At 74.9% G+C, this 11,854-nt stretch carries 12 protein-coding genes; 9 read left to right on the forward strand and 3 right to left on the reverse strand.

What is annotated here, in order from left to right:
- The first annotated feature begins 113 nt into the window (after window positions 1–113).
- Window positions 114–1,055 (forward strand): type 2 periplasmic-binding domain-containing protein, encoded by a 942-nt coding sequence (locus tag JL106_RS17995; protein ID WP_205262149.1) that lies wholly within the window; start codon window positions 114–116, stop codon window positions 1,053–1,055.
- A gap of 258 nt (window positions 1,056–1,313) precedes the next feature.
- On the opposite strand, the gene JL106_RS18000 is transcribed toward JL106_RS17995, so the two are convergent.
- Both JL106_RS18000 and JL106_RS18005 read right to left on the reverse strand, forming a co-directional pair.
- Window positions 1,314–3,233: a hypothetical protein gene (locus JL106_RS18000; RefSeq protein WP_205262150.1), complete on the reverse strand. Its 1,920-nt coding sequence runs from the start codon at window positions 3,231–3,233 to the stop codon at window positions 1,314–1,316.
- A 189-nt stretch (window positions 3,234–3,422) separates the two neighbouring features.
- Complete coding sequence (locus tag JL106_RS18005) at window positions 3,423–4,313, reverse strand: LLM class flavin-dependent oxidoreductase (protein ID WP_205262151.1); 891 nt, start codon at window positions 4,311–4,313, stop codon at window positions 3,423–3,425.
- Window positions 4,314–4,514: 201 nt separating this feature from the next.
- Between JL106_RS18005 and JL106_RS18010 the strand changes: the two genes are divergently transcribed.
- The gene (locus tag JL106_RS18010) at window positions 4,515–4,955 is read left to right on the forward strand and encodes an OsmC family protein (protein ID WP_205262152.1); all 441 of its coding nucleotides are present in this window, start codon (window positions 4,515–4,517) and stop codon (window positions 4,953–4,955) included.
- A 210-nt stretch (window positions 4,956–5,165) separates the two neighbouring features.
- Window positions 5,166–6,515 carry a UTP--glucose-1-phosphate uridylyltransferase gene (locus tag JL106_RS18015; RefSeq protein ID WP_205262288.1) on the forward strand — a complete coding sequence of 450 codons (1,350 nt, stop codon included), beginning with the start codon at window positions 5,166–5,168 and terminating at the stop codon, window positions 6,513–6,515.
- Window positions 6,516–6,523: 8 nt separating this feature from the next.
- Here JL106_RS18015 and JL106_RS18020 read toward each other — a convergent pair whose 3' ends face one another.
- Window positions 6,524–7,588: a chorismate-binding protein gene (locus tag JL106_RS18020; protein WP_205262153.1), complete on the reverse strand. Its 1,065-nt coding sequence runs from the start codon at window positions 7,586–7,588 to the stop codon at window positions 6,524–6,526.
- 124 nt (window positions 7,589–7,712) lie between these two features.
- Between JL106_RS18020 and JL106_RS18025 the strand changes: the two genes are divergently transcribed.
- The 6 genes from JL106_RS18025 (at window position 7,713) to gcvH (ending at window position 11,822) form a co-directional block, all read left to right on the forward strand.
- Entirely contained in the window at window positions 7,713–8,312 is a 600-nt protein-coding gene (locus tag JL106_RS18025) for an NUDIX hydrolase (RefSeq protein ID WP_328842570.1), read from the forward strand.
- Window positions 8,313–8,394: 82 nt separating this feature from the next.
- The gene (locus tag JL106_RS18030) at window positions 8,395–9,060 is read left to right on the forward strand and encodes a CDP-alcohol phosphatidyltransferase family protein (RefSeq protein WP_205262154.1); all 666 of its coding nucleotides are present in this window, start codon (window positions 8,395–8,397) and stop codon (window positions 9,058–9,060) included.
- Entirely contained in the window at window positions 9,057–10,040 is a 984-nt protein-coding gene (locus tag JL106_RS22235; protein WP_205262155.1) for a DUF881 domain-containing protein, read from the forward strand. The genes JL106_RS18030 and JL106_RS22235 overlap by 4 nt, the downstream gene beginning before the upstream one ends.
- Before the next feature lie 169 nt (window positions 10,041–10,209).
- Entirely contained in the window at window positions 10,210–10,542 is a 333-nt protein-coding gene (locus JL106_RS18040) for a small basic family protein (RefSeq protein WP_205262156.1), read from the forward strand.
- A 1-nt stretch (window position 10,543) separates the two neighbouring features.
- Window positions 10,544–11,287, forward strand: coding sequence for a DUF881 domain-containing protein (locus JL106_RS18045; RefSeq protein WP_205262157.1), 744 nt, complete (start codon window positions 10,544–10,546; stop codon window positions 11,285–11,287).
- A 136-nt stretch (window positions 11,288–11,423) separates the two neighbouring features.
- Window positions 11,424–11,822 carry a glycine cleavage system protein GcvH gene (gene gcvH / locus JL106_RS18050; protein WP_205262158.1) on the forward strand — a complete coding sequence of 133 codons (399 nt, stop codon included), beginning with the start codon at window positions 11,424–11,426 and terminating at the stop codon, window positions 11,820–11,822.
- Window positions 11,823–11,854: the final 32 nt, after the last annotated feature.

An 11,854-nucleotide genomic window follows, 5' to 3' on the forward strand; every position in this document is an offset into this window, starting at 1 on the left:
GGATCGCCTCATCGATCCCTCACCGTCTGCCGTTCTGCCGTTACGCTCCGCTGGTCATGCCGGTGTCGCCGACCTTCCGTGGGCAGCCGGCAGTCGGCGGTGAGGAGCGAGGCGTGACCGACCAGCGGACCCGGCGCCGGGCCGTCCTGCTCACCGCCGGGATGCTGACGCTGCTGCTCTCCGGGTGCGGGCGACCGGCCGACCCGGCCGTGGCGCCCACGCCTCCGGCGCCCACCGCGAGCTCGCCCACCGCGAGCTCGCCCACCGCGAGCTCGCCGACCGTCAGCACGGCCGCCACCGTCGCCTCCACGGCGGCCCCCCTGCGCGAGTGCACCGCGGCCGCACTGCCCACCCGCATCGCCGGGGTGCTGACGGTGGCCACCGGGGCGTCCCGCGAGGCGCCATGGGTGCTCGGCGATCCGGCCGACGGTCAGGGCCTGGACGTCGAGCTCGTCGACCGGCTGGCCGCCTCGCTGGGTTGGACCGCAGACCAGGTCAGCTGGATCACCGCGTCGACGTCGGACGTCGACGCGTTCGACGTGCTGGTCGACCGGCACACCGCTGCCGAGGTGCAGGCGGCCGGGCTGGAACCATCGTCCGGCTACGCCGCCGACGCGGACGTGGTGCTGGTGGCGGCCGCGTCCGGCGCCGGTGCCGGTGGCCTCACCGCCGCCGACCTGGCCGACCAGCGCCTCGGGGCAGTCGCCGGCGCGGCCTCGGTCACCGACCCACAGGCGGTGGACACCCCGGGCGCCGTCGCGGTGCGCTACGGCTCGGTCGAGCAGGCCGCGGTCGGGATCGGCGCCGGCGAGGTGGACGCGGTGTTGGTCCCGCTCGCCCAGGCGTTCGATCCGTCGGTCGCGGCCGTGGGACTGACCGTGGCCGGCCGGCTCCCCGCCGGACAGTGGCAGCCCGAGCAGCTGGTGCTGGCGCTGCCGCCGGACTCGCCGCTCACCGCCTGCGTCTCGGCCACCCTCGACAAGTTCCGCATCGAAGGAACGCTCGACGAGCTCGTCGCCATCTGGATCGACCCGGTGGCCCCCGAACTGTCCTGAGATCCCGGTCGGGGACCGCTGGCGCACGGTGCCGCGGGAACGTCGCAGCCACGGGCCGTCAGCGAGCGGACACGGAGCGCCGGGAAGGCGTTGCCGCGGCAACGCCCTGCCGGTGAGGCCCGACCCTCGAGGGCCGGGTTCGACCCTGGTTGAACGGGCCGGACCCGTCACCACGGGGTCGGACCGGCGAAGAGCTCGGACCGCCACCGCGCGAGTGGGGCGCCGATCGGTGCGCGTGCCGGGCCGGCTCACCTGTGCTCAGCTGGTGACCGTGCGGCAGCCCAGCAGCACCGACGGCTCGCCGCCACCCGGGACCGCGAACACGCACACCTGGTGCGACCCGCGCGATCCGGCCGGGACGGCGACCGAGAATCCGGGTGTCGAACCGGCATCCGGGAACACCCGCCCGACGTCCGGACGGCTCCGGTCGGTGACGGAGCCGGAGAACCCGCGGGTCCCGTCCGGTCCGAAGTCGTACACGTGCACGGGCAGCCCGCCGCCCGGCCGCCGCGGGTCGAACGCCCAGCCGCTCGCGGTCAGCGTGCCGCCGCTGATCCGCACGTCGTCCAGCACTCCGGTCGGCCCGGGCACCTGCACCTCGCGGCAGCCGAGCAGCGGATTGCCGGCGCCGCCGCCGACGGTGATCGCGAACGCGCACACCGTGTGGCGTCCGGACCGCCCGGCCGGGACGGAGAGGTCGAAGCCGTGGGACGGACCGACCCCGAACACCGCCGACACGTCCGGGCGGGACGAGTCGGCCCAGTTCCCGGCGTACCCGGTGGTCGTGCCGTCCGGAGCCTGGTCGTACACGTGGATCTCGGAGGCGCGCCCGGGCGCGTTCGGATCGACGGCCCAACCTGTGAGTCGCATCCGGTCCCCGGTGACCGACAGCCCGTCGAACGCTCCGAACGCGTCCCGCACCTCGACGTCCCGGCAACCCAACAGCGTGTTCCCGGCCGCCGGATCGGCGGCGATGGCGAAGGCACACACCGTGTTCCGGCCGGCGCCCATGGCCGGTACCTCGGCGCTGAAGCCGGTGCTGTCGCCCGCCCACGGATGGACACCGGCCACATCCGGCCGTCCAGCGCCGGCGATCACCCCGGCGGTGCCGCGGGTGCCGGCCGGACCCGTCACGTACACGTGCACCTCGACGTCGCGGCCCGGGGTGGCCGGGTCGGCCGCCCACCCGTCCACCATGAGCCGGCCCACCCCGGACGACCGGGCGCCGTCCAGCGCGCCGATCGGCGGCGGGACCAGGACCGACGCCTGGATCCGCTGTGCGGCAACGGTCGCTGTGGCCCGCATCGGGTCCGGGTAGCCGTTGCTCAACTGCAGCACGGCCACGAACCACCGGTCCGTGTACCCGACCGAGTGCACCGCGCACCGCGGCGTGGTCCAGAAACTGTCGCAGCCCCAGCCCTGCTTGGACCCGTGATCACCGCCGAGCGTGTTGAGCCCGAAGAACTGGTCGAAGGACGCGTCCGCGCCGCTGCCGGTCCGGGCGGTCTGCGCCAGCACCGGCAGCAGCCACGGGCCGACCATCGGATCGGCCGCCGCCCGGGAGAGGAAGGTGGTCACGTCCCGGGCCGTGATCCGCGCCGCGCCCCAGTGGCCGACCCGGTCGGTCGCGTTGATGGTGTTCGGCATGCCGTACCGCGCCGCCACCGTGGGGATGGCCGACGCGGTGAACAGCGAACTCGCCGTGGCGTCGTCGGAGAACCGCAGCATGTAGGACAGCCGGTCCTTCACCGAGGCGGGCGTCACGTCAGCGCCGCCGTAGAGGGTCAGGTAGTACGCGGCCAGGAACAGCTTCATGATCGACTCGGACGCGACCTGTCGGTCGGCACCGGGGGTCTCGGCCACCACGCCACCACCGGCCCGGTCCACCACGCTGATGTGCGCGGTGACGCCGTTCGCCGCGGCGTGGGCCGCGGCGTCGGCGACCGCCTGGCCCGGGGTCGCGGCGACGGTCGCGGCCCGCAGGACGGCCGGCTGACCGGCGATCGGGGGCGTGGCGGTCGGGCCGGTGGCGGCGCCGGCCGGGCCGGCGCCGCTGGTCGCGGCGCCGGACAGCACGACGACGAAGGCCAGCAGGAGGGCGATCGCGGTGCGAGACCGTCGGCCGGACCGCCGTCCTGTCGCGCTGCCCGTTCCGGCCTGTGGCGTCGGCTCGATCACCCGGCCCCCTCGCTGGTGCTCCGTCCGTCGACTGGCTCGACGATCGGTGACCGGAGCGTAACCGCGCGCGACCGGCCCGGGGCGCCAGCGGCTGGGCGTGGTCACCCCTGACTGTCCCTGACTGCCCCTGACTGCCCCTGATCACCGCACCGTTGCGGCATCTGGCGGGGAGCTTCCCCGTCCGGTCCCTCACCGGCCCGGCGGGCCGGCCTCGATCCGCCGCCGCAGCCGGGCCACCAGGTCGGCCGTCCCGCCGTCCATCGACCAGTCCGACTCGATCCACCAGGTGGCACCGGCCGTCGCCCACTCGCCGACCAGTCGGTCAGCGGTCGGTCCCGGCTCGGTGACCCCCTCGGCGACGACGTCGTACCCCGCCCAGGGCAGCCCGGCCGCCTCGCGCAACGGCCGCACCGCGTCGACCACCTCGGCCAGATCGGCCGGGCCGAACGGCGTCTGCTCGGTCCAGCCGACCTTGGTGGGCAGGATCCCGTCCCAGCGGGCGGCCCGGCCGAGTGACCGGCGGGACGGATGTGCACCGACCACCCACACCGGGACGCGGGGCCGCTGCACCGGCGGCGGCGCCGGGACGAACGTGGTGGGGCGCACCGACCAGTGCCGGCCGGTGTGCGCGAACGGCTGCCCGCGCATCAGGCCGTCATAGACGGCCAGCCCCTCGTCGAGCTTCTCGGCCCGCACCCGCCGCCCCTCGTCCGGCTCGAACGCCGTCCAGCCGTCGTGGATCGCGCCCAGGCCCACCGCCACCTGCACGCGACCGCCGGAGAGCACGTCCACCGTGGCCACCCGCCCGGCGAAGTCCCACGGCCGGATCCGGGGCAGCGGACTGAGCATGGTGCCCAGTCGGATCCGCTCGGTGACCATCGCGGCCGCCGCCAGAGTGGCCCACGCGTCCTGCCCCCAGACCGATTCCCAGGTGAAGATCCCGTCCCACCCGGCCCGGTCGGCGGCGGTGGCCAGCTCCGCGAACGCCCGCGGCTCGGCCACACTCACCACGATGCCGGCCCGGACCCCGGGCGTGCTTCCGGTGCTGTTGGCGGGGGTGCCATCCGTCTGTCCGGTCATGGCGCGGACTGTCCCACCGACCACCGACACCGGCCCGTCGAGCGGCGCTCCGGAGGCGCTCGGCAGGATGGGGCCCGGCCCACCCGCCGTCTCCCCGGTGGCGGGCGGGGTACAGGGGACCGGTCGGGACCGATCGACCGTGATCAGCACTGATCGACCCCCGTCACACCGGACGAACCGATCGAAGCGAGGAGAACGCTCATGCCCACACGCAAGGCGCGCACCGAGTGGAGTGGTGGCCTGCAGGACGGCTCCGGCCGCGTCGAGCTGGTCAGCTCGGGAGTCGGCACCTACGACGTGTCGTTCCCGCGGCGGTCGGCCGACTCCGCGGGCGGCGTCACCAGCCCGGAGGAGCTCATCGCCGCCGCGCACACCTCCTGCTACGCCATGCAGCTCTCGGCGCTGCTGGGCGACGCCGGCGGGACCATCAACCGGCTGACCGTCGAGGCCGAGGTCGGCCTCGGCCCGGACGAGGACGCGGGCGGTTTCAAGATCACCGGGATCGCGCTCACCGTCCGCGGCGACGTCGACGGGGTCGACGCCGACGGCTTCCGTCAGGCGGCCGAGAGCGCCAAGGTCGGCTGCCCGGTGTCCAAGGCGCTGGCCGCCGTGGACATCACCCTGGACGCCGCCCTGGCCTGACGGCCGACCGGTCTGGTGCGGATGCCCGGCGGGCGTCCGCACTGGACCCGCGGCGTCCGCGCGGGCTCGCGGGCCGGCTGCGCACCGCGACCACCAGGACGCGGAGCGCGTCCGGACCGTCGCCGGCCCGGCCCTACGCTGGGCGCCGTGACGAGCCCCGAGACGAGCACCGAGACGAGCCCCGACGGGCTGACCCGCGCGCGCGAGCTGATGGTCGAGGCCGGGGTCCACCCCAGCGCCATCAACGTCTTCGCCCACTCCTACCGGGCCCTGGCCGGCGGCGACACCGGGCTGTTCGACGAACGCGACCTGGAGCCGGTGCCGGAGCTGACCCGGCTGGACGACCTGACCGTCGACGACGAGCAGGCCCGCGACGCGCTCGCCGTCACCGCGGTGGTCAGGCTGAACGGTGGCCTGGGCACCTCGATGGGCATGCAGCAGGCGAAGTCGCTCCTGCCGGTGCGGAACTCGAGCACCTTCCTGGATCTCATCGTCGACCAGGTGCGGGCGCTGCGGCAGCAGTACGGCGTCCGGCTGCCCGTGCTGTTCATGAACTCCTTCGCCACCAGTGCCGACACCATGGCCGCGCTGGCCACTCACCCGGACCTGGCGGTGGACGGGCTGCCACTGGAGTTCCGGCAGAACTCGGAGCCCAAGCTGGTGGCCACCGACCTGACCCCGGTCGAGTGGCCGGCCGATCCACGGCTGCAGTGGTGCCCGCCCGGCCACGGCGACCTGTACCCGGCCCTGGACGCCTCCGGCGTGCTGGACGCGCTGCTGGCAGCCGGCTACCGGTACCTGTTCGTCTCGAACGCCGACAACCTCGGCGCCCGGCCCGATCCGCGGCTGGCCGGCTGGTTCGCCGCGACCGGCAGCCCGTTCGGCGCCGAGTTCTGCCGGCGCACCGAGGCCGACCGCAAGGGCGGTCACTTGGCCCGCCGACGGGCGGACGGGCAACTGGTGCTCCGCGAGTCGGCGCAGACCCGACCGGAAGATCAGGACGCGTTCGGCGACATCGAACGGCACCGCTTCTTCAACACCAACAACCTGTGGCTGGACCTGCCCGCGCTGCGGCAGCGGCTGGACGAGGGCGAGGGGGTGCTGGGCCTGCCGATCATCCGCAACGTCAAGACCGTCGACCCCACCGACGCCTCGAGCCCGCAGGTCATCCAGATCGAGACGGCCATGGGCGCGGCCATCGGGGTGTTCGAGGGCGCCACCGCCGTCGAAGTGCCGCGGTCCCGGTTCCTGCCGGTGAAGACGACCAGCGACCTGCTGGTGGTCCGCTCGGACGCCTACGTGCTGGACGACGACGCGGCGCTGCACCTGGACCACCGTCGCGCCGCGGCCCCGCTGGTCGGGCTGTCCGGGAGCTACAAGCTGGTCGCCGAGTTCGAGCGGCGCTTCCCGGTAGGTCCGCCGTCCCTGGTGGCCTGCGACCGGCTGACCGTGCAGGGGGACTGGACCTTCGGTGCCGACGTCCGCGTCGAGGGCACGGTCACGGTGTCCGAGGACGGCTCGCCCGGTCGTATCGACGACGGGACGGTGCTGCGCGGCTGACTGTCTCGCTAGCCGGCTCGGCCGCCGGCCAGCGAGAGCAACCGCGCCGCCTTGAGTTCCGTCTCGGCCCACTCGTCGTCCGGGTCCGAGGCGATGGTGATGCCGGCGCCGGTGCCGAAGGTCAGCCGGCGACCGGCCGGGTCATCGGGGTGCGGCCCGGCCGAGGCGAACGTGCGGATGCCGACGGCCAGTCGTGCGCTGCCGCGGTCGGCGTCGACCCACCCCACGGCGCCGCAGTAGACACCGCGGCGCTCCGGTTCCAACTCGGAGATCACCTGCAGCGCGGTGTGTTTCGGTGCCCCGCTGACCGAGCCGGGCGGCAGGGTGGCGGCCAGCAGGTCCGTCCAGCCCACCCCAGGGCGCAGCCGCGCCTGCACCGTCGAGACCAGGTGGGCCAGCCCCGGGTGCTCTTCGCGGACGGCCAGTCCGGTCACCTGCACGGTGCCCGGGCGGGCCACCCGGCCCAGGTCGTTGCGGACCAGGTCGGTGATCATGATGTTCTCCGGCAGATCCTTGGCCGCGAACGGCATGCGCGGGCCGGTGGTGCCCTTGATCGGCGCGCTGCTCACCACCTCGCCGTCCCGGGCCAGGAACAGCTCCGGCGACGCGGTGACCACCCAGTCGGTGCCGGCCCGGACGACGCCCTGGAACGGTGCCGGGTTGCCCGCCGCCAGGCGCGCCGCGAGGGCCAACGGATCCGCGTCGTCGGGGATCGCAGCGTGCAGCATCCGGCACAGGTTGACCTGGTAGACCCGACCGGCCCGGATGTCCTGCTGGATCCGGCGCACGCCGGCGACGTAGGCGGCGCGGTCCAGTGAGGAGACCCAACCGGTGGGTGGGGCCCATGCCCGGACGGGGGCCGGCAGCGGAGCCGGGCGCACCGTGGCGAACCGGTGCCCGACGACCCGGCCCCCGAACTCGGCGACCACCGCCCACCAGCCTCCGCCGTCCAGCGGCGAGGCATCCGCGGTCAGGTCCACCGACTCGAGCAGGCCGGTGGCGAGCGTGCCGCCGAACCAGGCGAGATCGCCGTCGCCGGGTGCGGGCTGGGCGGGCGGGACGGCGGGAGGCACCGCGGCATCCTAGGAGTCCGGTACCGGTGCCCCGGTGGTCCCGGTCCGGGTCACCGGGGCGTGGGTGACCGCCCGGTGCCCAGGCGGTCGGTGGTCGGAAGCGGTGCCGTGGTCCCATGGTCCGGTGCCGAGTCATCAGCCTGCCGACCCCGGTGCCCCGCACGTCCCGTCCGACCAACCGGGCGAGCTGCGGGCGCTGACCAGCCGCGTCGTGTACGCCAATCCCTGGATGACCGTCCGGGAGGACGTCGTGGAACGCGCCGACGGCGCCCGCGCCGTCTGGGGTGTGGTGGACAAGCCGGACTTCGCCGTGGTCATCGCCGAGTCCCCGGAGGGGGTGCACCTGGTCGAACAGTTCCGGTACCCGACCGGACGCCGCTCCTGGGAACTGCCGATGGGGACCTGGAGCGCGGGCACCCCGGAGTCGGTGACCGCGGGCGGGCCGCTGGCCCTGGCCCAGGCCGAGCTGGCCGAGGAGACCGGGATGCGCGCCGACCGGTGGGAGCGGCTCGGGGAACTGTTCGCCGCGGGTGGGTTCTGCTCGCAGCGTGGCCACGTCTTCGTGGCCACCGGCCTGACGCCGGGGGCGCACGCCCGCGAGGACAGCGAGGCCGACATGGTCCACGAGGTGGTGCCCGTGGCCCGGATGCGCGAGATGATGCAGGACGGCCGGATCGTCGACAGCATCACCATGGCTGCGTTCGCCATGTGGTCGGTGCGCTGACTCGCCACGGCCGAGCACGACCCGCCGGTCGGCCGGACCACCGGCGCCGGACCCACCGAGCAGGACGGAGCGGACCACCGCGATGCCACCGACCGACTCCGCCCCCTCCACGCAGCACGGCAGCCCCGCCGGTGGGACCGATCCGGCCGGGTCGGCCGCGGAGGGCCTGGGACGCATCTGGACCGTGCCCAACCTGCTGTCGGTGCTGCGGCTGCTCGGGGTGCCGCTGTTCCTGTGGCTGCTGCTCGGTCCGCACGCCGACGGCTGGGCGCTGGTCGTGCTCGCGGTCAGTGCCATCACCGACTGGGCGGACGGCAAGCTGGCCCGGCTGCTGAACCAGTACAGCCGGCTGGGCGAGCTGCTCGATCCGGCCGCCGACCGCCTGTACATCCTGGCCACCCTGGTCGCCTTCGTGATCCGCGACTTCATCCCGTGGTGGGTGGCCGCGCTCATCATCGGCCGCGACCTGGTGCTGGCCGTCGGGCTGCGGCTGGTCCGCCGGCACGGGTACACCGCGCTGCCCGTGCACTACCTCGGCAAGGCGGCCACCTTCTGTCTGCTGTACGCGCTGCCGATGCTGCTGCTGGCCCAGGGTGACTCGGTCTTCGCCGCCGTCGCCCTGCCCACCGGGTACGCGTTCATCACCTGGGGCGTGCTGCTGTACCTGTGGTCCGGTGTGCTCTACCTGCACCAGGTGGCCTGGGTGGTGCGCAGCACCCCCGTCCTGACCGGAGCAGCACGACCGTGACCGACCACGGCGCGGACGGCCCGGACGCCGGCGGTCAGGCACCGGTCGAGCCGGCCACCGGGCCGCCGCGGGTGCGCCGGTTCCCGCCGCCGGCGCTGCTGGAATCGCTGAACCACGACCACCTGGACCCCGGGTACGCCGCAGCGGCCCGGCGCCGGGCCGCCCGGGACGCCGCCCGGTCCACCGGTGGCCGCCCGCCCCGGAACCGCGGGCGCGATCTCGCCCTGGTCGGGCTGACCGTGGCCGTCATCGGTGTCATCTGGGGCGCGGCCGCCCGGGCCACCGAGCAGGACGCGGTCGGCGCCGAGGCGGCCCGCGCCGGGCTGCTCAGCGAGGTGCAGGACCGTCGGAGCCGCGCCGAGGCGCTGGCCGGCAGCGTCACCTCGCTCGCCGCGGAGGTGCGCACCGCCCAGCAGGAGCTCGGGCTGGACGCGCCGCTGGCCTCGGTGAGTGCCCTGCAGATGGCGGCCGGCAGCATCGCGGTGTCCGGGCCGGGCATCCGCATCGAGGTGGGACCGGCTCCGGCCGCCGCGGACGCCGGCAGTGGCGCGGACGCCCAGGACGCCGGATCGGACGTGCAGATCCTGGACCGGGACCTGCAGCTGCTGGCCAACAGCCTGTGGGCCAGCGGCGCGGAGGCCGTCGCCGTCGGGGGAGTCCGGTTGCGGCCGACCAGCACGATCCGGCAGGCCGGGAGCGCCATCCTGGTCGACAACCGACCGGTGGCCTGGCCGATCGCCTTCGAGGCGGTCGGCGACCCCAGCGCGATGCAGATCGTGTTGATCGACACCACCGGGTTCGGCCGGTTCTCCTCCTTCGCCCAGCTGTACGGCATCCGGTTCGACGTGACCGTGGCCGACCGGCTGGACCTGCCCGCCGGCTCCGGTCCGGCGCCGCGCGCCGCCACCGCGCTGACCGATCCGACGACCGGGAGCCCGGTCCCGACCCCGACCGTCGCTCCGGTGCCGCCGACCCGGTGACGCGCCCGGCCGGGCCGCGACCGCCGGCGCTCCGGGCCAGTACGGTCGGCGGGTCGGGACAGAGGGTCGGAATGCCCCGGCGCCGGGGCGCGCGACACCCTGGTGACCGACGCCCGACTCGAGCCGGCCCCGAGGCCGGCACCGGGGGAGCACCGCAGGAGGACGCACCGTGTACGCCGTGATCGCCCTGGCCATCGGGGTCGTGGCCGGGCTGTTCCTGCAGCCGACCGTGCCCGACTGGATGGCGCCGTATCTGCCGATCGCGGTCATCGCCGCCCTCGACGCGGTGTTCGGCGGCGTCCGAGCCCGGCTCGACCACATCTTCGACGCCAAGGTGTTCGTCGTGTCGTTCGTGGCCAACGTGCTGGTCGCCGCGCTGATCGTCTTCCTCGGCGACCAGCTCGGCGTCGGCTCACAGCTGTCCACCGCGGTGGTCGTCGTCCTGGGCATCCGCATCTTCGGCAACGCCGCCGCCATCCGGCGGCACGTCTTCAAGGCCTGACATGACCCGTGCGAACGGCAGTCCGGCCGGCGGTCCGGACGGGGCGCGACGACCGGCCGGCCGGCGCACCGGCCCGGGCAGCAAGGCCGTGGTCGCCGTGCTGTGCGCCCTGCTGGGCCTGGGACTGGCCGTGCAGGTGCAGCGCACCGCCGAGGGCGACACGCTCGCCACCGCCCGCCCGGACGACCTGGTGCAACTGCTCGACGGGCTGCAACGGCAGGAGGACGAGCTGAACGCCGAGGTCGTGCAGCTGCAGGACACGCTGGCCCGGCTTCGGCGCAGCGGCGCGACCTCGGCCGAGGCGCTGGCCGAGGCCGAGCGGCAGGCGACCGCGCTCGGCATCCTGACCGGGGCGGTCGCGGCCGGAGGTCCCGGAGTCGTCGTCACCGTCGAGGACCCGTCCGGCCGCGTGTCACCGGAGGTGCTGCTGGACGCCGTCCAGGAACTGCGCAACGCGGGCGCCGAGGCGTTCCAGGTCGGCCCGGTGCGGATCGGCGTCGACTCGGCGTTCACCGGCACCGCGGGCGCGGTCGATCTCGACGGCACCGCGCTGACCGCGCCGTACACGGTGCTGGCCATCGGCGACCCGCCCACCCTCTCGGCCGCGCTGGCCATCCCGGGCGGCGTGGTCGACTCGGTGCGCCGGGCCGGCGGCACGGTCACGGTCGAGCAGTCCCAGCAGGTCCGGATCGACGCCTTGCGACCGCCGCGGACGCCCCAATACGCTCGCCCGGCCGACGGCTGACCGGGTCCACGCCGCGGCGCTCCCGGCGGGTCACACCCACCGGACCGGCGCCCTGGACCTAGGTTCGCAGGCGGGGCCGGCGCCGACGCCCGGTCCGCCGGACTCCCCGACATCCCGCTGCAGGAAGGTGCGCCCCGTGATCCCTGAGGAACTGCGCTACAGCCGGGATCACGAATGGGTGCGTACCGGGCAGGAGGGCCCCGGGACCGGCGAGGTCTACCGGGTCGGCATCACCGACCACGCCCAGTCCGAGCTCGGGGACATCGTGTTCGTGCAGCTGGCCGAGCCCGGCACCACGGTGAGCGCGGGGGAGTCGATCGGGGAGGTGGAGTCGACCAAGTCGGTGTCCGACCTGTTCGCCCCGGTCGGGGGCACCGTGGTGGCGCGCAACGCCGCGCTCGAGGACAACCCGGAACTGGTCAACAGCGATCCCTACGGCGCGGGCTGGCTGCTGGACCTGCAGCCGGACGACCCGGCCCAGCTGGACGACCTGCTCGATGCGGCCGGGTACGCCGAGGTCACCGCGGGGAACTGAGCGGCCGGACGCGGTCGGCGGGTCGGGGCACC

It is taken from the genome of Nakamurella leprariae, assembly GCF_016918035.1.
Lineage (GTDB): Bacteria > Actinomycetota > Actinomycetes > Mycobacteriales > Nakamurellaceae > Nakamurella > Nakamurella leprariae.